This is a genomic window from Arthrobacter sp. ok909, from assembly GCF_900104405.1.
GTDB classification, from domain to species: Bacteria; Actinomycetota; Actinomycetes; order Actinomycetales; family Micrococcaceae; genus Arthrobacter; species Arthrobacter humicola.
Genome location: NZ_FNJS01000017.1, coordinates 1 through 23,714 on the forward strand (window position 1 = coordinate 1; position 23,714 = coordinate 23,714).

A 23,714-nucleotide genomic window follows, 5' to 3' on the forward strand; every position below is an offset into this window, starting at 1 on the left:
CCGGTATCTGGCACAACTGGCACATCGACGCGCCCCGCAAACGCTCACTCATCGCCTACGACCACTAAACGAATACGGACTCACTCATCTAGTAGTTTCCCCGCACATTGGGCCATATCTGGACAACCCAGCGGTCAAACAGGACGCGTAAATCTTTTATCAGGATGAGGTCCTCCTTACCAAGGTCCATGCGTCCGTAACCGCTGGGAGATTGCCCAGGCAACTTATCGACGAATTCTTTCCGGATGGTGCTCAAGGCGCGTTCAACGACCATGTGGGCGGACAGCGTCCTGGGAGCTGTGGCGAGGGTGAACCCGAATTCTAGGCAAAGCGCTTCGACGGAATGCGAGCGGTAATGTTCGTTGTCCGTCAGGATTATGGACGGCCGGAAACGGGGACGGCGGGCAGCGGCCGCCGCGTACGCCGCATCATTGAGGAGGACTGGCCAAGGGAAGTTCATCCGCTGCAAGTCCCCGCGGCATGACAGCTTCCCGACCGGTCTGGTGGCCGGCGGAGCCATCGCTTGCGCGATGAGGTTCGCGATGTCCGGGCTGGTATCCCGCTTCCGAACGCTTGTTGCCGCTATCGCCCGGTTCGATTTATCTATCATGATGGTCAGGCTCGCCAGCCCTGGCTGTCCGCTTGAAGTTCTAACGCGGACAGCAGAAATCAGGGAGCTGATTTGCGCCTCACTGCCAGGCAGGAAGGCCCGTAGTTTGAAGACTCCTTTAGGCACGGCAGATACCATCCAGAGCGGCATCCGTTCGCGGCGACTGAACTTCGCCACCACTAACACTGGATCCGGCGACCTCCCGAACGGGGACATATCGTTCAGATCTATGCAACCCTCCCGGCCCCGCGTCGCGACGAACACGCACCTCCATCCGGCGGCGCCGTATCAGCGGTAAGACTAGCCATGACCTTCGTTTGCCTGCGCGAACTTAGCACCAGTACAGCCGACCTGGCAGCGCGTGCACTCACCGGCGACGAGATGGAGATCACCCACCGCGGCTTTCCGCCCATGCGACTCGCTCTAGTTAACCTCATTCCAGGCCGTATGTTACCAAGGCAGATCTCCTGAAGCGCCCACTGGCCGATCCGGGCCTCCAAGATGATCTGACCGAACAAATCATCATTAATCGACACGCTGCTTCCACTTCGGCGTCCTAAGACCAACCGGTCAGATCCGCTTGGGCACATCGAGAATGCTGTGATCTCGTCCCGATCTCTGGGATGTTGCAGCCAACGAGGCTAGTTGGACTACGCGCTGAGCGCTCCGACGGGTCCCGAAGCTTTCCGAGTGAAGTTCCGTCAGTCGCATGTACGCCACCTCATCTGAGTCCGACCGAGGCGATGTAGAGTTTTTGCGTTGGTGGGATGACTGCGTCATCCCACCAACGCTGGCGATTCTCCAGGCGTCACGCTCAGCGCTGGTGTGTGGGCTCCCTAAGGAGCGGGCCTGGGCGCTCGTTCAATATACCTCGTAGAGACGCTTTCGTTGCAGCGCTGAATAGAGGTCGAAGCCCTCCCAGTCGATGTTCCATTTTGTTTGCGGTCCCGCAATCCTGGCGACGGCGCCCCTGTCAGTGCAACCGTAGCTTGAGAGCACGGCAGCACGTGTCCGATGGGACACAAACGGGCATGTGAGCACGTTCAGCGCGACGAGCGCCCGCTCCGCATGGTGACTAGGCAGGTCCATGCGGCCCAGGATCCATTCTTCGCAGGCCTTGCGCAATCGCGGATACGCTTGGTGATTCCTGCAATGGAGGATAATACTAAACAGCAGTAACGCGTTCATCGTTGCGGGCGGCGCAAATTCTCCGTCGTCCTCTTGGAATCCGCAAAAGGCCGCAAGTTCATCCTCTTCAATCGCATAACTGGGGCCGAGATCGGATATGCAATCGATCAGCGTCGCCGTGACTGGGTCGGGCGAAGTTGCTCCCTTAGAGCGACGTAGTTGCTGCATCAACTCGTCCTGGATTCGCATCTCAATCCGCTCTCGATCGTGCGCGGGGAACCGGGGCTCTCGTGAAAGCCGCAACAGTGAGCTTGTGACTCGCGCCACTTTTACTGCCGGACTCATTCGTGGTGCTCCTGAGAAGGCGAAGAATACGAAGTCCAAGAGGCCCAAGAGCGCCGAGGTGAGCGCCCGGTAATGGCTGGCGATTTCTCGTCGCTCTGTATCGCCGGGCGCCCGGACTCGATGCTGTGAAGAACGAATAAGCTTCTCGGCGGCGCGTTCGGCCCGGGAAAGAGCATAGTTCGCGAGCTCGAAATGGCTGACGCCGGTGTCCAGCAGGATTGCTTTGTACCCGACTATCAGCGCAGCGGTGTCGACGTACGGGCGGGGAAGGCTGCCTTCTGGCATTGCCGTCTCGCGCCGCTTTACGGTCTTTCGCAGAAGGTCGACTGTGTGTCGTTTCGCGACGGTCAATGGTGACAGCCATGGAGTGTATTCGCCTTCCTCCTTCGCTGCGTTCAAGTGGAGCTTGTATTTCCTCAAGCTCCGTGCCACCGTCTCAAGGACCCGACCACGGTCTTGCTCATTCGCCAAGAAGATGAAGTAATCGTCAACATAGCGCAGAATTTCATAGTCCTTGCCAAAGATGAGTCCGATCTCTTCGAGCTGGCTCTCTATCTGAAGATCGACTGCCTGCAAAATGACTTCGGCAAATATCCTCGATGTCTCCGAACCGATGGTGATACCGCTCGTCTCGCTGTGATTGACACGCTGCATGAGCCGGTCGAACGCACCACCGAAGGTGTCGTCAACCGCTGTGGACGAGGTGAGGTTTGCCTTGACGTAATCATGGCCGTGCGCCGCCCAGGCGATCGAGTGGGTGTAAATGCTATCGAAGCATTTGGCCACATCTACCCGGACGAGATATCCGAATCGCCGCTCGCACGAGCGATATTCCGCGGAGTCATAGAACTTGTACACGTTTGAGTAACGGCTGTAGGTGAAGTAGGACCGCAACCACTCGTATTCGCGCGTATCGTCCTCAACAGCATCGTGCGAACTTTTGCGTTCCTCAAAGAGCCAATCGCCGGTGACGGTATAAGGTGCCACGCGCGCGGGGCGTCGAAGCGTGAAGTTACTCTTCGACGTGTGGTAGAGAATCAGCGACTCGAACCGGCCGTAAAACTCGGCCATCTCAAGCTGCGCCAAGGGGTGAGGAATCGTGAGGGTGCGGAAGTCATTTACTCGGTGCCGAATCGTGTACTGGAACGGAATCGTCGGGATCGTGGCTGGCGTCCGGACTAGATCGACCTCGACAAGCTCCCCCGCCTTGGTTCCAGCAGGGAATGAGGCATTCTGGCCGAGGAGAATTCGCAGTAGAACCTCCGTGTCAGCATTTGTGATGCGAGCCTTCACGGTACTTCCCTGTAAGCGGACTTGTGACGCACGAATGAACTCGTAAAGTCCCCGGTTGTTAAACGATGGAGGAAGCTCGTATGGCAGTACGTCGCTGAGAACCACTCGAGCGTCGTGCTTCCTAATTGATCGTCTATGCTTTCTCACGCCATACCTTGGTCAGTTGTTCGATTCGTTGCGGAGTAAAGCGGTAGACCCGTCGATCTTTGAATCCTTCAACGAACGACAACCGGTCTATGTGTTCCTTCAAAACGGCCGGGAGATGCGACTTCCTTGCGCGATGCTGAAGAAAGCGGTCCAACCCTGAAAAAATTGCGCCGTCCGTGACATGGGGATTGGAAAAATAAATTCCCACCATTGCGTTTCTCTTGTTATTTGCAAGACGCGTGTTCCCAGTCAGTAGACGCAAACGGTCAAGTAGGAGGCTCCGCCGGCCGTGGTTACTCGGCTCCGCCCTGTCCCACGCATCGAATGTCCGGCCTACGCGCTTGCGCAATGTCTCGACGCGTTGATTCGTAACCTCAACTTTGAGTCCAGCGGTCCCGGCATAGGAGAGCGAGTAGCCGAGGAACTCGAAGCGCCGCAGCATCTTAGCCTCGCTCAGTCTCGAAGTCTCCTGCTTCTCTGGATTGAGTTTGAGGTCCAGGAGGTCGAGCTGTTTTGAGACGAGGCTCGCCAGATCGGCTTCGACCGTTGCGTGGCGCGAGTTATCAGCAGCAACGATCACAATGTCGTCGACGTATCGGGCATAAAACAAAACCTCTGGCCGGTGTCGGATGGCCGAGTCTACTTGGGTGACGTACAGCTCGGCTAACTTTGCGCTAAGACCGACTCCTGTAGGGAGACCCTTAGGTGCACCGACAAGTCTTTCCATCTCTGTAAGCAGGAGGTTGATCAGCTGTTTCGAGGTTGGGGAAAGACGCGTACACGCGATTCGACCCTTAAGTTTGGCATGGTCGATTGACTCGAAAAACGAGGCAACGTCCGTTCGCAAGACGACCTTCGGAAGGTCGTTGTCCAGACTTCGCGCCAGGCCGCTAATGATTGACTGTCGATCGCCGGGTCTCGCGGGGAGAATGCCCTTGATCGATGCTTGCAGTTGTCGATCGGCGAAAAACGCTTCGGGTGTGTCGCTGATCTCGTACAACTGCCGGTCTCCGAGCAGCTTTGCTTCCCGGAGACCCCACTCGAACGATCCTTCCTCGACGCTATCGATGAGAGAATCACTCGTCTTTGCCAAGGCATTCATGAGTGCAGCTTCCGCAGCCTGTCTCTTTGCCTTGGCTATAACGGCAGGCGCAGACTCTTCTGGCCCAATGTAGCGGACCGTGCCGCGGCTAACAGCACGTGCTTCTCGGACAGCGTCACGCGCCACGTCGTAGGCAGTCCGGACATCCGGAAACATCGGAAGCAACTCTTTTCCGCGCCGCGTCTGTGAATCCCAGATTCTTCGCAGATTTCGTAGCGAGAAGCTCTGATCCACGTTGTTGTTTCCTTCCTTTTCAAACCGTGCCTATGACTGGATTAGGTCCCCTCGGAACGATACTGGGTTTTCCTGCGGCACAGGACGACGACGCGGAAGCTCTGCCGAAATGACTCATGTCGGGTTATTCAACCGCCGGTGCCGAAATATCGGCATGAATCACCGCCTTTTCGACCTCAGTTCGATCTGGCACATCCCCACCACCCCGAGACGGGCTACTGCCGTCATCTCCCCAACGAGGGTCCTCACCCCAAGAGGCACGGCTAGTGCGGTGACCGGAAAGGTTCACAGGTTTTGAGTCCGGTGGCAGTCTGGATTCATGGCTGAACGTGTGAAAGTGCGCCGGCTGAGTCCCGCGGAAGGTCAACGGCTGCAGCGGATCGTGCGTCGCGGCGAATCCGAACAAGGTGGCCAAGTGGTGCGGTGGCGGCGGGCGGTGATGATCCTCGCTTCGGCGGGGGGAAACACGGTGCCGGTGATCGCCCGCCTGGTGGCTGCCGACGAGGACACCGTGCGGGCGGTGATCCACCGCTTCAACGAGATCGGGCTGGACTGCCTGGACCCTGACTGGGCGGGAGGCCGTCCCCGGCGACGAGGACCTCGTTGCCGCGACGGCCACCGCCTGGCCAGGACAGCCCTTCACCCATTGGTCGATCCGCAAGCTCGCCGAGTATCTTGGTGCCCGGGCGGACCGTCCGGTCCGGATCGGACGCGAAGCGGTGCGGACCCTGCTGCACCGGCGCGGCATCACGTTCCAGCACACCACGACCTGGGAGGACTCCACCGACCCGGACTTCGAGGCCAAACTCGACCGGATCGAGCAGGTGCAGGCCCACCAGCCGGACCGGACCTTCGCGTTCGACGAGTACGGGCCGTTGGGGATCCGGCCCACCGCCGGCATCGGATGGGCTCCGGAACGGCGGCCGGACCGGCTGCCGGCGACCTACCACCGCACCGAGGGCGTGACGTATTTCCACGGCTGCTACTCGATCGGCGACGACACCCTGTGGGGCATCAACCACCGGCACAAGGGCGGAGTGAACAGCCTCACCGCACTCAAAAGCATCCGGGCCGCCCGCCCCGACGGGCAACCGGTCTATGTGATCCTGGACAACCTCTCCGCCCACGCCACACCGCAAATCCGCCGCTGGACCGCCCGCCACGGCGTCGAATTGTGCTTCACCCCGACCAACGCATCCTGGGCCAACCCGATCGAGGCGCACTTCGGGGTGCTGCGCCAATTCACCATGGCCAACTCCAACCACCCCAACCATGCCGTGCAGACCAGGCGGCTGCATGCATACCTGCGCTGGCGCAACGACTACGCCCGCGACCCCGACGTGCTCGATGCCCAACGGCGCGAACGCGCCCGGGCCCGCAGCGAAAAGGGCCATCGCTGGACCGCCACGACACCGCACAAGCGGCCTGAAAAACACCTCCAACGTTTCAGGTCACGGGTCCACCTCGACGCTGGAACTCGGCATCGACGTGGGCGACCTCGATAGGGTTCTCCAGATCGGCGCACCGCGCACCGTGGCGTCGGTATTGCAGCGGATCGGCCGGACCGGCCGCCGGCCAGGAACCGAGCGGAACATGCTGTTCTTGTCCACCGACGACGCGCAGTTCCTCCGGGCCTGCGGCCTGCTGTTGCTCTGGTCTGAGGGCTATGTGGAGCCTGTCACTCCCCCGCCGACTCCGTTGCACGTGGCAGCACAACAACTGCTGGGATTGACGCTGCAGGAGCGGCGGGTCGGTGCAAACACGTGGCAGGAGTGGTTCTCCGGGCTCGGGCTCGCCGCGGCCGGTGAATGGCAAGAGATCGCCGACTGGCTCGTGGAAACGGGGCATCTGGATCCGGACCAAGGGATGCTTTTCATGGGGCCCGAAGCCGAACGAAAGTACGGTGGAATTCATTACCGCGACCTCATGGCCGTGTTTACCGCCGACCCGCAGGTGGTAATTCTGCACGGGCGCGAGGAGATCGGCTCCGTGGACCCGATGGTGCTGCAGCGCAAAGTGGACGGTCCTCGGCTCCTTACCCTGGACGGCAGGGCCTGGCAGGTGAACTACGTCGATTGGAAGCGTCACCGCGCCTACGTTGAACCGTCGGCAAACGCCGCGGACTCCAAATGGTCAAGCATGCCGCAGCCGGAGGGCTATGCCCTGAGCGATGCAACACGGCGGGTGCTGCTCGGGGCCACTCCCGCTGGCGTGCTGCTGTCCAAAAGGGCTCTGACCAAGCTGGACGAACTCCGGAAGGAGTACTCCCATCGGGTACTGGATGGTTCAACAGTCCTGGTCCGTGAGCCGAATGGGAGACTTCGCTGGTGGACTTGGGCCGGCGCCCGCGCGAACGCCGTCCTGGTCGCGGGCTTACTGGATGTGGCGCCGGAGTTGCTGGACGAATCGCGGGCTTACAACAACTGGCAAATCGGATTGCGAGGCGACACCACCACCCCGGCTCTGGCTGAAGCTATGAGGCAGATCGTGCTATTGCTCAAAGACGAGGCGCCGCGCCTACTTCCACAGGTTGACGACCGAGCCCTCAGGACGCTGAAGTTTGCCGAACTTCTTCCTGCTTTATTGGCAGTGAGCACCCTCGCTGAGCGAAGCAGCGATCATGCCGGTGCTTCGGCGGTCGCCGAAAGACCCGTAGCGTCCGTCTAGTGCGAGATTCGTGGAGTCGAAAACAGCTATCCCCGACGGCTCTGCAGCCGCTATAGGCTCGCCGCATGCCGCGCTCAATCTCCAACGACAGCACTGGACCTTTCCTGGTCACGACAGCTACAGGGAGCCAGTACGTCGTCAATCTAGACGACCGAACCATCTCACGAACGGTGGCGGCGACCGCGCCGTTAGTGGATTTCTTGGATGCTCGGTTCTCCAAGCTTCGTCGCGATGGCGAAGCATTGGAACTACTTATGCTTGAGTTCTGTGAGGTCGGATGTTCAGCGCTCTTTTGGATACAAGTACGCAATGATCACGTTCCAACCTCAAGGACGACGTCGCCCGTAGTGAGCATCGATCCACTCGACTAGCGTTCTCATGGAGTTCATCCCAAAAAGGGCGGAGGGGCCAACTCCCTGCGCGGTCTCCACCGTGGCTGCTGCGAGCACAAAGCGGGCCCTGCGCGAATTGACGCGCAGGGCCCGCACAACGACGGCTACTTGGAAGACTTCCAACTAGACGATTCGTTTCTTCCAAATAGGTGCCATTCTTCCAAATAGACCTATTTCTCTCAGAAGACTAGAAGTCCCAGTCCTCATCTTCAGTATTAACAGCCTTGCCAATCACGTACGAAGACCCGGACCCCGAGAAGAAGTCGTGGTTCTCGTCCGCGTTCGGAGACAGGGCCGACAGGATGGCCGGGTTCACGTCGGTGACAGAGGCCGGGAACATTGCCTCGTAGCCCAGGTTCATCAGGGCCTTGTTGGCGTTGTAGTGCAGGAACTTCTTGACGTCTTCGGCCAGGCCGACGGAGTCGTAGAGGTCGTGGGTGTACTGGACCTCGTTCTCGTACAGCTCGAAGAGCAGTTCGAAGGTGTAGTCCTTGATTTCCTGCCGGCGCTCCTCGGAAACCTTCTCCAGGCCCTTCTGGAACTTGTAGCCGATGTAGTAGCCGTGCACGGCCTCATCGCGGATGATCAGGCGGATCAGGTCGGCCGTGTTCGTCAGCTTGGCCCGCGAGGACCAGTACATCGGCAGGTAGAAGCCCGAGTAGAACAGGAAGCTCTCCAGCAACGTCGAGGCCACCTTGCGCTTCAGGGGGTCGTCGCCCTGGTAGTAGTCCATGACGATCTGGGCCTTCTTCTGAAGGTTCTCATTCTCGGTGGACCAGCGGAACGCTTCGTCAATCTCCTTGGTGGAAGCCAGCGTGGAGAAGATGGAGGAATAGCTCTTGGCGTGCACGGACTCCATGAACGCAATGTTCGTGTAGACAGCCTCTTCGTGCGGGGTGAGGGCATCCGGAATCAGGGAGACGGCGCCGACTGTTCCCTGGATGGTGTCCAGCAGGGTCAGGCCCGTGAACACGCGCATGGTGAGCTGCTGCTCGTCCGGGGTCAGCGTCGCCCACGACTGGATGTCGTTGGACAGCGGCACCTTCTCCGGCAGCCAGAAGTTGTTGACCAGGCGGTTCCAGACATCCACGTCCTTGTCGTCCTGGATGCGGTTCCAGTTAATGGCTTCAACGTGGCTAAGCAGCTTGACCTTTTCGGTCATGTCATCCCCTAAAGGTTGGGTTAGTTCTTTTGTTAAAGCGTACGACGGCGGGCGGGCGCCCGCCGTCGTACAGTCACGATTGAGTTGAAGCTACAGCATGCAGCTGACGCAGCCCTCTACCTCGGTCCCTTCCAGCGCGAGCTGGCGGAGACGGATGTAGTAGATGGTCTTGATGCCCTTCTTCCAGGCGTAGATCTGGGCCTTGTTGATGTCGCGCGTGGTGGCGGTGTCCTTGAAGAACAGCGTCAGGGACAGGCCCTGGTCCACGTGCTGCGTGGCGGCGGCGTAGGTGTCGATGACCTTCTCGTAGCCGATCTCGTACGCGTCCTGGTAGTACTCCAGGTTGTCGTTCGTCAGGTACGGCGCCGGGTAGTACACGCGGCCCAGCTTGCCTTCCTTGCGGATCTCAATCTTGGACGCCACCGGGTGGATCGAGGAGGTGGAGTTGTTGATGTAGGAGATCGAGCCGGTGGGCGGGACAGCCTGCAGGTTCTGGTTGTAGATGCCGTGCTCCATGACGGAAGCCTTCAGCTCGCGCCAGTCATCCTGCGTGGGGATGTGGATGTTCTTGAACAGCTCGGCAACCTTGGCGGTCTGCGGGACCCATTCCTGCTCGGTGTACTTGTCGAAGAACTCGCCGGTGGCGTACTTGGACTTTTCGAAGCCGCCGAAGGTCTGGCCGGTCTGGATGGCCAGCAGGTTGGAGGCGCGGACCGCGTGGTACACGACCGAGTAGAAGTAGATGTTGGTGAAGTCCAGGCCCTCTTCGGAGCCGTAGTGGACCCGCTCGCGGGCCAGGTAGCCGTGCAGGTTCATCTGGCCGAGGCCGATCGCGTGGCTCTGGTCGTTGCCGCGGGCAATCGAGGGCACCGAGGTGATGTTCGACATGTCCGAGACAGCCGAGAGGGACCGGATGGCCGTCTCGATGGTCAGGCCGAAATCCGGCGAGTCCATGGTCTTGGCGATGTTCAGCGAGCCCAGGTTGCAGGAGATGTCCTTGCCCGTGTGGTCGTAGGACAGGTCGTCGTTGTACGTGGTGGGCTGGGAGACCTGGAGGATCTCGGAGCACAGGTTGGACATGATGATCTTGCCGTCGATCGGGTTTTCCCGGTTCACGGTGTCCTCGAACATGATGTACGGGTAGCCGGATTCGAACTGGATCTCGGCGAGGGTCTGGAAGAACTCGCGCGCCTTGATCTTGGTCTTCTTGATCCGGGAATCGTCCACCATCTCGTAGTACTTCTCGGTGACCGAGACGTCGGAGAACGGCATGCCGTAGACCTTTTCGACGTCGTACGGGGAGAACAGGTACATGTCCTCGTCCCGCTTGGCGAGCTCGAAGGTGATGTCCGGGATGACGACGCCGAGCGAGAGGGTCTTGATGCGGATCTTCTCGTCCGCGTTCTCGCGCTTGGTGTCCAGGAAGCGGTAGATGTCCGGGTGGTGCGCGTGCAGGTACACGGCACCGGCACCCTGGCGGGCACCGAGCTGGTTGGCGTAGGAGAAGCTGTCCTCGAGGAGCTTCATCACGGGGATGACGCCGGAGGACTGGTTCTCGATCTGCTTGATCGGCGCGCCGACCTCGCGGATGTTGGTCAGGGCGAAGGCCACGCCGCCGCCGCGCTTGGACAGCTGCAGGGCGGAGTTGATGGACCGGCCGATCGACTCCATGTTGTCCTCGATGCGGAGCAGGAAGCAGGAGACCAGCTCGCCGCGCTGCTTCTTGCCGGCGTTCAGGAACGTCGGGGTGGCCGGCTGGAAGCGGCCTTCGATGATCTCGTCGACCATCTGGGTGGCGAGCTTCTCGTCGCCGCGGGCCAGGTGCAGGGCCACCATGCAGACGCGGTCCTCGTAGCGCTCCAGGAAGCGCTTTCCGTCGAACGTCTTCAGCGTGTAGGAGGTGTAGAACTTGAATGCGCCCAGGAAGGTCTCGAAGCGGAACTTCTTCTTGTACGCGCGGTTGAAGAGCTCGCGGATGAAGTTCATCGTGTACTGGTCGAGGGTTTCGCGCTCGTAGTACTCGTTCTTGACGAGGTAGTCGAGTTTTTCCTCGAGGTCGTGGAAGAACACGGTGTTGTTGTTCACGTGCTGCAGGAAGTACTGGTGCGCGGCCTCGCGGTCGGCCTCGAACTGGATCTCGCCGTTGGGGCCGTAGAGGTTCAGCATGGCGTTGAGCTCGTGGTAGCCGAGTCCCTTGTAGGCGGCCGGCATCTCGGGCTTCTTCTGCTGTTCCTGCTTCTCGACGGCGGTGCCCCCGTGGGAGCCCGCGCCCCCGGTTACTGTTTTGTCTGCGACAGTCGTGTCCAAAACTCTTCCAATCCTTGTTGTACACGGGAGACGTCTTCCGGCGTGCCCATGAGTTCGAACCTGTATAGGTGGGGGACGTTGCATTTTGCGGCGATGATGTCCCCGGCCATGCAGTAGTTATCCCCGAAATTCGTGTTGCCGGCCCCGATCACTCCGCGGATCAGCTTCCGGTTGCCCGGGTCGTTCAAAAACCTGATGACCTGCTTTGGAACAGATCCCTCTCCGCCGGTGCCGCCGTAGGTCGGCACCACCAGAACGTAGGGTTCCCGGGCCGCCAGCGGAGCGTCCCTCGGGTAGAGGGGGATCCTGGCGGCGTCGACACCCAGTTTCGCAACGAAACGTGCCGTGTTTTCCGAGGTGGAGGAAAAATAGATGAGGCGGCTGTGGGTGAGCTCGGGAGCCGCTGTGCTGACCGCTTCCCCGCTGTCAGCCGTGGCGGCCGCCCGATCTTCAGCAGTTGCCCGATCTTCAGTTGTCACAACCATTGGACTCACCTCATCTACCGTCAAATCCTGCCTGGTAGCGGCGTCCGGAGCGCTTCAGGCTACAGCGACGGCGGCGGCCTGCGCCAGTTCTTCGATCTTGTCCGGGCGGAAACCGGACCAGTGGTCCTGGTCGGTGACGACGACCGGGGCCTGCATGTAGCCCAGGGACTTCAGGCGCTCGAGGGCCTCCGCGTCCTGGGAGATGTCGACGCTCTGGTAGGCGATGCCCTTCTTGTCCAGCGCGCGGTAGGTCGCGTTGCACTGAACGCAGGCCGGCTTCGTGTAAACCGTAACGGTCATGGTCCTTGTCCCCTTTGTTGAAAGTCTTGTTCGGAGCGCTTCCCCGGCTCCGACTGCCCCGCGCTGATGCTCTGCTGGAACCGTATGTCGATACTACATGTAGTGCAAGAGCCTCACATGGACCCCAAGATGATGTATTACAAGTATGTCATTTAACCCACCGATAATCCACAGGAGGGGGCCCGCCAAATGTCCGGAATTCAGCTGTTTTGGCGGACGAAATCCACACCCTGTGGAGTAGTTAGCCACATTAATCGCCCCCGCGTGTCGCACCGCAGACGGCGTGTCGCGCACGTTTTCGGGGGTGCCCGGGAGTGCCCGGGAGTGGTGCCCGCCACTACATCTGGTGTCCGGGAACACGAATGAGGCGGACACCGTGGTGTCCGCCTCATCGGATCGTGATTGTTCTAACACCCCCCGTTCCAACACTCCGCAGTGACCGGCGCCACGGGGAGCTGCCAGGTCACCGGTCGGGGCACCTGGGAACTACCCGAGGGGTTCGGGCCGGCTGCAAAGGATCTGGTCGACGCCCATCCGGGCCTCGGCGAAGCTGCGCAGCGCGCCCACGAGGTACAGCCGCCAGACCCGGGCGATTTCCTCGCCCATCATGGCGACGGCGGCGTCATGGTTCTCCTCGAACCGGGCGTACCAGGCCTCCAGCGTCCGGACGTAGTCCCGGCGCATGCCCTGCACCCCCTGGATCTCGAACCCTGCATCCTCCAGGAAGCCCAGGGTCTCCCCCACCGGGCGCATGTGCATGTCCGGGGCGATGAAGGACTCGATGAACGGGCCGCCGCCGGGGTGCTTGCCGTTCCGGGACATCTGCTGCACCAGGACCCGGCCGCCGGGCCTGACGTTGCCGAAGAGGGCGGCGGCGTAGACGGGGTAGTTGCGCTGGCCGACGTGCTCGCCCATCTCGAGGGAGGCGACGGCGTCGAACGGGCCGTCCGGGATCTCGCGGTAGTCCTGGACCCGGATCTCGACGCGTCCTTCCAGCCCGCGTTCCCTGATGCGGGCGTCAATGAAGGCCTTCTGCTCCACCGAGAGGGTGACCCCGACGACGTCGACGCCGCAGTACTGCGCGGCGTGCAGGCTCAGCGAGCCCCAGCCGCAGCCGACGTCGAGCATCCGCATTCCCGGGGCCAGGCCGAGCTTTTGGCAGACGAGGTCCAGCTTGTCCCGCTGGGCGTCCTCGAGTCCGTACCCGGGTGAGCTGTCCGTCCAGTATCCGCTGGAGTAGGCCATCTGCGGGTCCAGGATCAGGGCGTAGAAGTCGTTGCTGAGGTCGTAGTGGTGGCTGATGGCCGCCCGGTCCCGCATGAGGCTGTGCAGCCGGGCCCGGACCCGTGCCTGACTGGCCGGGGGTGGGGGCGGGGCGCCCAGGGCGCCGGCGGTTTTGGCGATGCGCCCGACGCCGGCCAGCAGGGCCGGCGTCGGGCGGATGCCGGAGAGGCCGCGGTCACGGACCACCTTCCACAGGTGCTCGAGCGTGGAATTGAGGTCGCCGTCGACGTCGAGTTCGCCGGTGACGTACGCCTGGGCGGCGCCCAACTCCCCCGGCGCCCACAGCAGGCGGCGGATGGCGTCGGGCGAGTTCAGCCGGACCACCGGCGCGCCGGACGGGCCGGTCTCGCTGCCGTCCCAGACGACGAGCCGGACGGGCAGTTCCCCGCCGACGACGGGCCGCAGGACCTCGGCGATGGTGTCAGCGAGCGCCGCCGTCATGCGGCCGCGCCCTTGGCAGCGGCCGCGCCCTTGGCGGACGCAGTCTTCGAGGAGGCGCTGCTCGTAAAAGCAGAGTCCAGCACGATCTGCTGCACGTCGAGGTAGCCCGTCTCGAAGCCGGCCCGGGAGTAGCACAGGTAGAACAGCCACATCCGCTGGAAGATGGCATCGAAGCCCATGGCCCCGACTTCCTCGGCCCGGCCCATGAACCGCTCCTCCCAGAGCCGCAGGGTCTGGGCATAGTGCTCGCCCATGGCGAGGCGTTCGCGGACGCGCAGTCCGGTCTGCTTCTCGGTGATGTCCTCGATGGCGCGGACGGAGGGAATGACGCCGCCGGGGAAGATGTACTTGTGCACCCAGGTGTAGCTGGTGCGGGTGGCCATGAGGCGGTCGTGGGCGATCGTGATGGCCTGGATGGCTACCTTGCCGCCGGGGGCCAGGACGCGCTCGATCGTCTGAAAGTACGTGGCCCAGTATTCGAAGCCGACGGCCTCGATCATTTCGACCGAGACGACGGCGTCGTACTCGCCCTCCACGGCACGGTAGTCCTTGAGCTCGATCGTGACGGCATCGGCGTAGCCGGCGTCGGCGACGCGCTGGCGGGCCAGTTCCTGCTGCTCGCTGGAGAGCGTGACCGAGTAGACGGTGGCGCCGCGGGCGGCGGCACGCAGGGCGAGTTCACCCCAGCCGGTGCCGATTTCCAGGACTCGGGTGCCTTCCTTCACGCCCGCCTTGTCCAGCAGCCGGTCAATCTTGGCCTGCTGGGCGGCGGCGAGGCCGTCCCAGGCCACAGTCCGCAGGGCGTCACCGCTTTCCGGGAACAGCGCGCTGGAGTACGTCATGGTGCTGTCCAGGAAAGAGGCGAAGAGCTCGTTGGAGAGATCGTAATGCCGCGAGATGTTGGAGCGGGTGTTTTTTTCGGTGTTGCGTTCCTTGCGCGGCTGCCGCGGCAGGTAGAGGCCGCGGAGCTTCTGCAGCGGTTCGGGAACCAGCGTGCCGACGCGGGCAGCGAAGACCTCCATCACGGCGGTGAGGTCGTCGGCGTCCCAGTCGCCGGCCATGTAGGATTCGCCCAGGCCGATCAGGCCACCGTCGCCCAGCCGGGCGGCGAACGCCTCGGGCCGGTTGATGGTCATCACGGGGTACGCGGTGCCGCCGGGCGCCTGGCCAAGGGAGGCCAGGCCAAGGGAGGCTTTGCCCAGCACGGTGCCGTCCGGGTAGCGGACGGCCAGTGGCAGCGAGCGCACGGCGGCCTTGAAGATGGCGTCCGCGGCGCGGCCGGCCACGCGGGCCTTGAGGCTTGTGGGCACGGTGGCGATGCTGGGCCAGATTGCCGGGTCGATGGTGACGGGCGCCTGGGGAACCGTGTACGGCACGGTGCCCGTCACCGCACTGGTCACCGCTCCCGCGGTGTTGGCGCTGGTGCGCGTGGTGCCCTCTGTCCGTCCCGTACCGGATCCGGTCGCTTCGGTCATTGTCACTGAACTGCCTCCTGTGAAGGGTGGTGTGGTCTTTTGAAGATGGGCAGGCGGCGCGCCCACAGTTTGATGCCCTGCCAGCGGATCTGAACGGTGACGCGCAGCGGGGCCAGGGGTACCGCGAGCGCCGCGGACAGGATGTTCCGCAGGGTCGCTTCGTGGCGAACGCCGTCCATAGTGGCGATGAAGGGCTGGTGGCCTTCCCGCTCCAGGACGATCGAGACGGCGAGGCGGTCGCCGGGTTCGGGGAGCTTCATCCGGTACTGGCCGTCGACGTCGTTGAACGGCGAGACGTAAAAGGCTTTGGGCACGCTCGCCCGGCCGGTGCCGTCCGTTTCGAGGAGGTAGCAGTGCCGTTCGCCGTAGGTGTTGTGGACCTCGACGACGACGCAGCGCAGCGCGCCGGCGGCGTCATGGCACCAGAACACGCTCAGCGGGTTGAACACGTGCCCGAAGACCCGGGCGCTGGCGAGCATCGTGATGCGTCCGCCGTCGAGCCCGATCCCCTGGGTGGCAAGGTAGCGTTCCACGTTGCCGCGTAAGGTGCCGGCCGGATCGCCCAGGTGGTCCTCCACCCGGAAGCCGGCCAGCGGCCGGAGCGGGCGGGGCAACTGCGGCAGGTGGTCGACGTCCACGTACCAGCTGTAGCTGCGGTAGGTGAAGGCATTGTGCAGCGGGGTGCGCCGTACGTGGGAGATGGACGTGCGGTAGATCGCTGCCCGGTGGTTGGCTGCGCGGCGGGTGGCTGCCGGTTCGCTCATGGCGCCTCCACTGTGGCCAGCTGAACAGCGGCGGCCTGGAGGTCCGGGTCCACGGCGACGGAGCCGATGTTGACCGGGAGCTCGTCCCAGTCGCGGCCCAGCCGGGCGGCGGCCTTGAGGCCGGACAGGGCGCCGTCCTCGTGGAATCCCCAGCCGTGGTAGGCGCCGGCGAAGGCCAGGCGTTCGTCGCCGAGCCCGAGGATCCGTTCCTGGGCCTTGAGCGACTCGGGCGTGTACTGCGGGTGCTCGTAGACCATGCGGTCCAGGACCGTGGCGTGGTCGATCAGCTCGGATTCGCCGAGGCTGACGATGTACCGGCCGCCGTCCACGGGCTCCAGCCGCTGCAGCCGGGTCATGTCGTAGCTGACCAGGACCTTGTCCGGGCGGGCGTCGCAGGACGGCAGGCGGTAGTTCCAGGAGGCCTGGGCGTTGGGGCTGGCCGGCAGCACGGCGGCGTCGCGGTGGAAGATCGTCTGGTTCACCGAGTACGGCATGCCGCCCAGGGCGTCCTTCTCGGCGGCCGAGGCATCGGAAAGCATCCGCAGGGCCTGCGCCGGGTGGGTGGCGATCACGACGGCGTCAAAGGTTTCGGTGGCGGTGTCGCCGCCGGTGCTGTCCGCGCTCTGTGCGGACGTGACGTCGACGCCGTCGGCGTGCCGCCGCACGGATGTGACGGGGCTGGCGAGCCGGATGTCCGGCAGGGTCCCGGCGACCTTGTCGACGTAGCTGCGCGAGCCGCCGGTGACGGTCCGCCACTGCGGCGAGCCTTTGACGCCGAGCAGGCCGTGGTGGCCCAGGAACGTGAACAGGTAGCGGGCCGGGTAGGCCAGGGCGGTGGTGGGGTCGCAGGACCAGACGGCGCTGACCACGGGGGTCATGAAGTGCGAGATGAAGTAGCTGCTGAACTTCTCCCGGGCCAGGAACTCCCCCAGGGTCAGCTCGTGCCCCGTGCCGGCCGCACCCGGGCTGGCGGGGGTTACCGTTGCCGGTTCCGCCAGCAGGGCGCGGGCCCGGCGGTGGAACCGGGTGACTTCCAGCAGCATCCGCAGATAGCGGCCGCGCAGCAGCGTGGACGGCCGGGGAATGATGCCGCTCGCGTTGGGCCGGGCGCCGGCGTATTCCAGGCCGCAGCCGTCGCAGCGGACGGACATGCTCATTTCCGAGTCCTGGGTTTCGACGCCGAGCTCGGCGAACAGGCGCAGGAGCGTGGGATAGGTCCGCTCGTTGTGGACAATGAAGCCGGTGTCCACACCCAGGGTGGGGCCGCGCTGCTGCGCAACATCATGGGTATGGGCGTGCCCGCCAAGCCGGGAGTCCGCCTCGAAGAGGGTCACCCGGTCCTGCCCGTTCAGCACATACGCGGCGGTCAGCCCCGCCACGCCGCTGCCGATGACGGCAACCCGCCGGCCTGCCGGAATCCCTGCTGCTTGTGCCATTGGTCTGCTCCTGGTTGTCTCGCCAAAAAGGTCTTACGGGCAATTCGTCGCCGCCGGGGCGCCGGATGAGTATGAGTTCGGCATTTTTTTCGGCTCCTGTGACGGCGTCCTCCCGGGGCCCGCTAGCTGTGCCAGTGGTATCTGAAAACTTGGCCTGACCCCACGGATTCTCCTGCATCGGCGCCGCCGGTCCGCGCAGACATTCCGGACGGGCCCCGCCGGGAAGCCGCGGACCGTGCGGGGAGGAACCAGGCGCCCCCGGCAGGGCCGGGTGTGCCACAATGAAGCGGGATTTCCGGTCCCGCCATTCCGTTCCCGTTGCAGTGGACCCGCTACCAGGCGAAGGGCAGCCCTTGATCAACCCCGTTCATCTGCGGACCCTTGTGGAAGTGATCCGGCTGGGATCGTTTGCCGCCGCCGCGGCCCGGCTCGGCTACACCGCATCGGCCGTCTCCCAGCAAATATCGGCGCTGGAACGTGACACCGGCGTCACGCTGTTCCATCGGTCCGCCCGCAGCATCCAGCCGACGGAAGCCGCCGTCGTCATGACGCGGCACGCGGCCAAAGTGCTGACGGACATCGAGACGCTCATGGCCGCCGCGTCACGGGCACAGGACAGCACCAGCCAGGAGCTGCGGCTGGGCATCTTCCCCAGCCTGGCCACGTATGTGCTGCCGCCGATCCTGCGGAACCCGGCCTGGAAGAAGCTCGGCATCGACCTCAGGGTCTCGGTCGCGGAACCGGCCCAGACCATCCAGGGCCTGCGGGCCGGCGGCGAACTCGACGTCGCCCTGGTGTACCAGGTGGGACAGTCCGGACTCGCCTGGCCGCATACGGTGGACCGGCAGTGGATCGGCGACGACGACTTCCGCGTGGTGCTGCCGGCGGCCTGGGGCATCGGCACGGATTCCAAGGTGGCCGCCCCGCACCTCTCGGACATGCCGTGGATCATGCACCACCCGGGCACCTCCGACGCCACGGTGATCGAACGCCTCTTCGCCAGCTGCAACCTGCACCCCCGGGTGGTGGCGTACAGCGATGACTTCCACGCGAGCCTGGAGATGGCGGCCGCGGGCCTCGGCGCCGCCCTGGTCCCCGAGCTCGCGCTGCTGCACCGGCCGGCCGGCGTCGTGGTCCTCGACGTTCCGGAGATCCGGCTGGCCCGCAATGTCTTCGCACTGCTGCTCAACGAGAAGCGGACCGCCCAGGTCCAGCTGTTCGTGGAGCTGCTGGGCGAGACGATGCACAAGCTGGAGACCGCGCGCAAGGACTGAGCGCGCCGCGGGGGTTCCCCTGCGGCGCCCGATCGATGAGGATGGGGTCCATGAGCCAAACCTATTCAGCCTCCCGTCCCGTTGCCTCCGACAACCCCGAGGCGGTCGCTGCGGCCGTCCGCGCGGCCACCGAGGAGCTCCGCGAAACCCTTCGCGGGCACGGGATCGAGGCCAGCTTTGATGACATTGCCCTGCTGGGGCACACCGAGTCCTGGGACGATGAAGGCCAGCGCTGGGTCAACGTCGACTGGGAGGGCGAGCCGGCCGGGTAGCCCGGAGGGGCGACTCAGCGCTGCGGGGCCGGCTTTCGGATTCGCTTCCGGACTTGCTTTCGGACCGGCGCCACCAGCGCATTGATGATCCCCTGCTTGGCCCGGGTGTACGGCGGGTAGATCAGTTCCAGGGTGTCGGGCCTCAGCGGCTTGTCCAGCGTGGGACGCTCATGCGAGAACGTCCGGACCGAATGTTCCCCGTGGTAGGCACCCATGCCGCTGCCGCCGACGCCGCCGAACGGCAGCCCGGGGACGGACAGGTGGGCCGCCGGGACGTCGAAGCACAGGGCCCCGGACGAGGTCCGCTCGGCGAAGGCGCGGCGCGTCAGCGGGTCCTTGCTGAACACGTAGAGCGCCAGCGGTTTGGCGCGTCCGTTGACCAGCCCGATGGCTTCGTCCACCCCCTGCACCGGAACCAGCGGCAGGAGCGGACCGAAGATTTCCTCGGCCATGACGGCGTCCCCCGGCGCCGGCCGGAGCAGGGTGGGCGCAAAGTAGCGGCTGGCGGCGTCGCGTTCCCCGCCGTGCACCACGGTGCTGCCGTCGGCCAGGGCAGCGAGGCGGGCGAAGTGACGGTCATCGACAATCCGGCCGTAGGACGGGCTCGCTGCCGGGTCCGTGCCGAAGAGCGCCGTGACGGCCTTGATCAGCTCGGCCTGCAGCGGCTCCAGGACCTCCTCCGGGGCCAGGACATAGTCCGGGGCGACACACGTCTGGCCGGCGTTCATGAACCGGCCCCAGGCGATCCGCTTCGCCGCCGTTGCCAGGTCCGTGGACGCGTCCACGTAGGCCGGGGACTTGCCGCCGAGCTCCAGCGTCACGGGTGTCAGGTGTTCGGCGGCCGCGCGCATCACCACTTTGGCCGCGGCCTCTCCGCCGGTGAAGAAGATGTGGTCGAAGCGCTCGGCCAGCAGCGCCGTGGTTTCCGGGATGCCGCCCTCCACCACCTCGGCAGCGCCGGCCAGGTACTCCGGAATCCACCGGGCCAGCGCGGCCGACGTGGCCGGGGCATGTTCGCTCGGCTTGAGCACCGCGGTGTTCCCGGCGGCCAGGGCCCCGGCCAGGGGGGCGAGCAGCAACTGCAGGGGGTAGTTCCACGGCCCGATCACCAGCACCACGCCCAGCGGGGTGAGCTCGGTCCAGGCCCGGGCCGGCTGCACGGTGAGCGGCACCGGCACCGGGCGGGGCCGGAGCCAGTCTTCCAGGTGCCGCGCCAGGTGGGCGGCCTCGGCGGCAACGAAGCCGATCTCCGTCAGTTGCGCCTCAGTGCTGTGCTTGCCCAAATCCTTGGCGAGGGCAGCGGCGAAGTCCGCGTGGCGGTCCGCGAGCATGCGCCGCAGGCTGCTTAGCTGCTCCAGCCGCCAGGCCAGCGGACGGGTGGTGCCGGCGTCGAACAGGGCCCGGGCGCGGGCAACGGAAGTGGCTACGGTTTGCATTCGATCAATGTACAGTCCACAGGCCGCTCCACCGGTCCGGTACCGGATAAAACCCTGCCAATGCTGGAATGGTCCGGTTTTCAGGACTATGTTGAAGATATGAACAAGGTAGCGAGCAAGCACTTCGGCGAGGTCGAGCTCAACCACGGAAGGGACCATAGTCTCACCGCCACGCATGAGCTGGCGGGACAGACCGTGGAGCTTGACCTGAATGTCAACGCGCATGACCACTTCGATGAAGCCGCCATGCATAAAGTTGACTACCGCCTGCGCTTCCTGCCCGAACTCGTGGACCAGGTCCGCGAAATGATCGCCGAGGAACTCGTGCAGGAGGGCACCAGCCCGCAGGAATACCGCCACTTCCACTGCAACGCGATCAAGGACGAGCACCTTAAGAAGATCTTCGGCGTCGAGGACAAGAGCCAGCTCACCGACGAGGTCTTCCTCAAGGCACTCAAACTCGGCCACGTGGGCATCTACCCCGGCCAGCCGGAACGCTACTTCGTCCTCGACTTCACCTTGGGCCAGCACTTCACCGACGAGGTCCTGGTGGCCTCCGCGGATGAGGACGGCGTCGTCGACGACGAAATCGTCTGGGAATCCTGAATCGCTCGGGAAAGCCTGAATCGACTGCTCCGTAACGGCCCTTTTGGGGGCTCAAAACGGCGGTTGCTCGGCAGTCGATGAGCAGAAAACGTACGACGCCGGCCGGTCACCTTGCGAGGTGACCGGCCGGCGTCGTTGATTCAGCTCGTGTTCAGTTCAGCCGGCTGTTACTTCGCTGCTTGCAGCAGCTCGGCGCGGACCGTCTTGGTGGCCGTGACCAGGTTGCGCAGGGACTCTTCGGTCTCGGCGTAGCCGCGGGTCTTCAGGCCGCAGTCCGGGTTGACCCAGAGCTGGCGGGACGGCACGTGCTTGACGGCGGTGCTGAGCAGCTCGGTGACTTCCTGCTCGCCGGGGACGCGGGGCGAGTGGATGTCGTAGACGCCCGGGCCCACGCCGCGGCCGAAGCCGTGGGACTCGAGGTCGTGCACTACCTCCATGCGGGAGCGGGCGGCCTCGATCGAGGTGACATCGGCGTCGAGGCCGTCGATCGCGTCGATGATCGCGCCGAACTCGGAGTAGCACAAGTGCGTGTGGACCTGGGTGGCGTCCGCGGCACCGGCGGTGGAGAGGCGGAAGGACTTCACGGACCAGTCCAGGTACGCGGCCTGGTCTGCCTTGCGCAGCGGCAGGAGTTCGCGCAGGGCGGGCTCGTCGACCTGGATGACCTTGATGCCGGCGGCTTCGAGGTCGGCGATCTCGTCGCGGAGGGCCAGGGCCACCTGGTTGGCGGTCTCGCCGAGGGGCTGGTCGTCGCGGACGAAGGACCAGGCCAGGATGGTGACCGGACCTGTGAGCATGCCCTTCATCGGCTGGTTGGTCAGGGACTGCGCGTATTCGGCCCACTTCACCGTGATGGGGGCGCTGCGGGTGACGTCGCCCCACAGGATCGAGGGGCGGGTGCAGCGCGAGCCGTAGGACTGGACCCAGCCGTGCACGGTGACGTCGAAGCCTTCAAGGTTCTCGGCGAAGTACTGGACCATGTCGTTGCGCTCGGGCTCGCCGTGGACCAGGACGTCGAAGCCGAGCTCTTCCTGCAGCTCCACGACGCGCTTGATCTCATCCTTCATGAGCTGCTCGTACTGCTCCGTGGTGAGGTCACCGCGGTTGGCGCGGGCCCGGGCGGTGCGGATCTCTGAGGTCTGCGGGAATGAGCCGATGGTGGTGGTGGGCAGCGGCGGCAAGTGCAGCGCCTTCTCCTGGGCGGCCTCACGGACCGCGTAGGCCGAGCGGTTGAAGTCTGCATCGGTCAGGGCGGCGGTGCGGGCCCGGACGTCGGCGCGGCGGACGCCCTCTGCCTCGGCGCGGGAGGCGATGACACGGGTGGCCTCGTCGATGGCCGGCTGGACATCCCTTGACTGAACACCAGTTGCCGGGGGGTCGGTCAGCAGCCCGGCCAGGGTGACAACTTCGACGGCCTTCTGGTCGGCGAAGGCGAGCCAGCTGCGCAGCTGCTCGGAGAGCTGGACTTCCTCGTCGACGTCGTGCGGGACGTGCTGGGTGGAGGTGGAGGTGCTGATGGCGAGCTTGGCCACGGACTTCTGCAGCTCGGCGACCTTCTTCGCGGAGGCCGCGAGGTCGTTGCGCCAGATGTTGTGGCCGTCCACGACGCCGGCGACGAGGGTCTTGGTGCCCAGCGCGGCGAGGGCCGCGGCGGAGGGAACCTCGCCCTTGAAGACGTCCAGGTGCAGGGCGTCGATGCCGGTGGCGGCGAGGGTGCCGAGCTGGCCGTAGAGCGCGCCGTACGGGGTGGAGACGAACAGCTGCGGGCGCTGGGCCGCGGAGGCGAGGACCTCGTAGGAGCGGGCGACGGCGGCCTGGATTTCCCCGGCCGGGGTGTCCTGGTCCACCACGAGGGCGGGCTCGTCGAGCTGGACCCAGCTGGCGCCGGCGGCGGCAAGCTTCTCCAGCAGCGCGGTGTAGACGGGGAGGACGTCCTCGAGGCGGGACAGCGGGCTGAAGCCGGCCGGGGCGTCGTCGGAGGCCTTGCTCAGCAGCAGGAACGTGACCGGGCCGACGATGTACGGGCGGGTCTGAACACCGTTGGCGAGGGCGTACTCGAATTCCTCGACGATCCGGCTGGAGGTCAGCGCGAAGCTGGTCTCCGGGCCGATTTCCGGCACGAGGTAGTGGTAGTTGGTGTCGAACCACTTGGTCATTTCCAGCGGCTGCTGGTCCTTGTTGCCGCGGGCCAGGGTGAAGTAGCCGTCGATGTCCAGCTGGCCCTCGGCGTTGAGGAGGTTGCCGAAGCGGGCCGGCACGGCGCCGAGGTGGGCGGCGGCGTCGAGCACCTGGTCGTAGTAGGAGAAGGTGCCGGGGACGGCGGCGGCTTCGGTCAGGCCGAGGCCCTGGAGGCGCTTGGCGGTGCCGAGCTGGATCTCCTTGGCGGCGGCGTCCAGGGCTGCGGCGTCGATCTTGCCGGCCCAGTAGGCCTCGACGGCCTTCTTGAGTTCGCGGCGGCGGCCGATGCGGGGGTAGCCGAGGATCGAGGCGGACGGGAAGGGGGTGGTGAGCTGTTCAGTCATGGAAAGTCCTTGAAGTGGTCGTTGAGATGACG

At 64.4% G+C, this 23,714-nt stretch carries 18 protein-coding genes and 1 pseudogene; 6 read left to right on the plus strand and 13 right to left on the minus strand.

What is annotated here, in order from left to right; genetic code table 11:
* Positions 1 to 88: 88 nt before the first annotated feature.
* From BLR03_RS14100 to drt3a, 3 genes are all read right to left on the minus strand, one after another.
* Positions 89 to 787, minus strand: a complete 699-nt coding sequence (locus BLR03_RS14100; protein ID WP_175460557.1) for a hypothetical protein — start codon at positions 785 to 787, stop codon at positions 89 to 91.
* Positions 788 to 1,471: 684 nt separating this feature from the next.
* A complete protein-coding gene (drt3b, locus tag BLR03_RS14105) occupies positions 1,472 to 3,523 on the minus strand; it encodes an antiviral reverse transcriptase Drt3b (RefSeq protein WP_368086974.1) in 2,052 nt (683 codons plus the stop codon).
* Complete coding sequence (gene drt3a / locus BLR03_RS14110) at positions 3,510 to 4,859, minus strand: antiviral reverse transcriptase Drt3a (protein WP_091253613.1); 1,350 nt, start codon at positions 4,857 to 4,859, stop codon at positions 3,510 to 3,512. The genes drt3b and drt3a overlap by 14 nt, the downstream gene beginning before the upstream one ends.
* 319 nt (positions 4,860 to 5,178) lie before the next feature.
* On the opposite strand from drt3a, the pseudogene BLR03_RS25340 reads away from it, so the two are divergent.
* The 3 genes and pseudogenes from BLR03_RS25340 to BLR03_RS14120 form a co-directional block, all read left to right on the plus strand.
* A pseudogene (locus BLR03_RS25340) lies at positions 5,179 to 5,442 on the plus strand (helix-turn-helix domain-containing protein); the annotation flags it as partial.
* The gene (locus BLR03_RS14115) at positions 5,423 to 6,364 is read left to right on the plus strand and encodes an IS630 family transposase (protein ID WP_217639796.1); all 942 of its coding nucleotides are present in this window, start codon (positions 5,423 to 5,425) and stop codon (positions 6,362 to 6,364) included. The pseudogene BLR03_RS25340 and the gene BLR03_RS14115, both read left to right, overlap by 20 nt.
* 97 nt (positions 6,365 to 6,461) lie before the next feature.
* The gene (locus tag BLR03_RS14120) at positions 6,462 to 7,526 is read left to right on the plus strand and encodes a hypothetical protein (protein WP_217639797.1); all 1,065 of its coding nucleotides are present in this window, start codon (positions 6,462 to 6,464) and stop codon (positions 7,524 to 7,526) included.
* A gap of 579 nt (positions 7,527 to 8,105) precedes the next feature.
* Here the strand turns inward: BLR03_RS14120 and nrdF are convergent.
* The 8 genes from nrdF to BLR03_RS14160 all read right to left on the minus strand — a co-directional run bounded on the left by nrdF (position 8,106) and on the right by BLR03_RS14160 (position 17,572).
* Complete coding sequence (nrdF, locus tag BLR03_RS14125) at positions 8,106 to 9,080, minus strand: class 1b ribonucleoside-diphosphate reductase subunit beta (RefSeq protein WP_091253615.1); 975 nt, start codon at positions 9,078 to 9,080, stop codon at positions 8,106 to 8,108.
* A 90-nt stretch (positions 9,081 to 9,170) separates the two neighbouring features.
* Complete coding sequence (nrdE, locus tag BLR03_RS14130; RefSeq protein ID WP_091253813.1) at positions 9,171 to 11,291, minus strand: class 1b ribonucleoside-diphosphate reductase subunit alpha; 2,121 nt, start codon at positions 11,289 to 11,291, stop codon at positions 9,171 to 9,173.
* Between the two features lie 65 nt (positions 11,292 to 11,356).
* Positions 11,357 to 11,896 (minus strand): class Ib ribonucleoside-diphosphate reductase assembly flavoprotein NrdI, encoded by a 540-nt coding sequence (gene nrdI, locus BLR03_RS14135; protein WP_368086975.1) that lies wholly within the window; start codon positions 11,894 to 11,896, stop codon positions 11,357 to 11,359.
* A 30-nt stretch (positions 11,897 to 11,926) separates the two neighbouring features.
* Positions 11,927 to 12,172: a glutaredoxin-like protein NrdH gene (gene nrdH, locus BLR03_RS14140; RefSeq protein ID WP_018773329.1), complete on the minus strand. Its 246-nt coding sequence runs from the start codon at positions 12,170 to 12,172 to the stop codon at positions 11,927 to 11,929.
* A gap of 486 nt (positions 12,173 to 12,658) precedes the next feature.
* Positions 12,659 to 13,897 carry an SAM-dependent methyltransferase gene (locus tag BLR03_RS14145; protein ID WP_091253618.1) on the minus strand — a complete coding sequence of 413 codons (1,239 nt, stop codon included), beginning with the start codon at positions 13,895 to 13,897 and terminating at the stop codon, positions 12,659 to 12,661.
* Positions 13,894 to 15,372 (minus strand): class I SAM-dependent methyltransferase, encoded by a 1,479-nt coding sequence (locus tag BLR03_RS14150; RefSeq protein ID WP_091253621.1) that lies wholly within the window; start codon positions 15,370 to 15,372, stop codon positions 13,894 to 13,896. Before BLR03_RS14150 ends, BLR03_RS14145 begins: the two co-directional genes overlap by 4 nt.
* Positions 15,373 to 15,374: 2 nt before the next feature.
* Positions 15,375 to 16,136, minus strand: a complete 762-nt coding sequence (locus tag BLR03_RS14155; RefSeq protein ID WP_091253624.1) for a DUF1365 domain-containing protein — start codon at positions 16,134 to 16,136, stop codon at positions 15,375 to 15,377.
* A complete protein-coding gene (locus BLR03_RS14160; protein WP_091253626.1) occupies positions 16,133 to 17,572 on the minus strand; it encodes an NAD(P)/FAD-dependent oxidoreductase in 1,440 nt (479 codons plus the stop codon). Before BLR03_RS14160 ends, BLR03_RS14155 begins: the two co-directional genes overlap by 4 nt.
* Before the next feature lie 353 nt (positions 17,573 to 17,925).
* On the opposite strand from BLR03_RS14160, the gene BLR03_RS14165 reads away from it, so the two are divergent.
* Complete coding sequence (locus BLR03_RS14165) at positions 17,926 to 18,846, plus strand: LysR family transcriptional regulator (RefSeq protein ID WP_091253817.1); 921 nt, start codon at positions 17,926 to 17,928, stop codon at positions 18,844 to 18,846.
* 50 nt (positions 18,847 to 18,896) lie between these two features.
* A complete protein-coding gene (locus tag BLR03_RS14170; protein ID WP_091253628.1) occupies positions 18,897 to 19,118 on the plus strand; it encodes a hypothetical protein in 222 nt (73 codons plus the stop codon).
* A 14-nt stretch (positions 19,119 to 19,132) separates the two neighbouring features.
* On the opposite strand, the gene BLR03_RS14175 is transcribed toward BLR03_RS14170, so the two are convergent.
* Positions 19,133 to 20,554, minus strand: coding sequence for an aldehyde dehydrogenase family protein (locus BLR03_RS14175; protein WP_091253632.1), 1,422 nt, complete (start codon positions 20,552 to 20,554; stop codon positions 19,133 to 19,135).
* A gap of 99 nt (positions 20,555 to 20,653) precedes the next feature.
* On the opposite strand from BLR03_RS14175, the gene BLR03_RS14180 reads away from it, so the two are divergent.
* On the plus strand, positions 20,654 to 21,160 hold the full coding sequence (locus BLR03_RS14180) for a DUF2004 domain-containing protein (protein WP_091253820.1): 507 nt from the start codon (positions 20,654 to 20,656) through the stop codon (positions 21,158 to 21,160).
* 167 nt (positions 21,161 to 21,327) lie between these two features.
* Here BLR03_RS14180 and metE read toward each other — a convergent pair whose 3' ends face one another.
* Positions 21,328 to 23,682 carry a 5-methyltetrahydropteroyltriglutamate--homocysteine S-methyltransferase gene (gene metE, locus BLR03_RS14185; protein ID WP_091253634.1) on the minus strand — a complete coding sequence of 785 codons (2,355 nt, stop codon included), beginning with the start codon at positions 23,680 to 23,682 and terminating at the stop codon, positions 21,328 to 21,330.
* Between the last annotated feature and the right edge of the window lie 32 nt (positions 23,683 to 23,714).

Excerpts from the sequence above, each read along its gene's own strand:
- nrdF (WP_091253615.1), bottom strand. The coding sequence starts at position 9,080 with ATGACCGAAAAGGTCAAGCTGCTTAGCCACGTTGAAGCCATTAACTGG.
- nrdE (WP_091253813.1), bottom strand. The coding sequence starts at position 11,291 with ATGCCGGCCGCCTACAAGGGACTCGGCTACCACGAGCTCAACGCCATG.
- nrdH (WP_018773329.1), bottom strand. The coding sequence starts at position 12,172 with ATGACCGTTACGGTTTACACGAAGCCGGCCTGCGTTCAGTGCAACGCG.
- BLR03_RS14145 (WP_091253618.1), bottom strand. The coding sequence starts at position 13,897 with ATGACGGCGGCGCTCGCTGACACCATCGCCGAGGTCCTGCGGCCCGTC.
- BLR03_RS14150 (WP_091253621.1), bottom strand. The coding sequence starts at position 15,372 with ATGACCGAAGCGACCGGATCCGGTACGGGACGGACAGAGGGCACCACG.
- BLR03_RS14155 (WP_091253624.1), bottom strand. The coding sequence starts at position 16,136 with ATGAGCGAACCGGCAGCCACCCGCCGCGCAGCCAACCACCGGGCAGCG.
- BLR03_RS14160 (WP_091253626.1), bottom strand. The coding sequence starts at position 17,572 with ATGGCACAAGCAGCAGGGATTCCGGCAGGCCGGCGGGTTGCCGTCATC.
- BLR03_RS14170 (WP_091253628.1), top strand. The coding sequence starts at position 18,897 with ATGAGCCAAACCTATTCAGCCTCCCGTCCCGTTGCCTCCGACAACCCC.
- BLR03_RS14175 (WP_091253632.1), bottom strand. The coding sequence starts at position 20,554 with ATGCAAACCGTAGCCACTTCCGTTGCCCGCGCCCGGGCCCTGTTCGAC.
- BLR03_RS14180 (WP_091253820.1), top strand. The coding sequence starts at position 20,654 with ATGAACAAGGTAGCGAGCAAGCACTTCGGCGAGGTCGAGCTCAACCAC.
- metE (WP_091253634.1), bottom strand. The coding sequence starts at position 23,682 with ATGACTGAACAGCTCACCACCCCCTTCCCGTCCGCCTCGATCCTCGGC.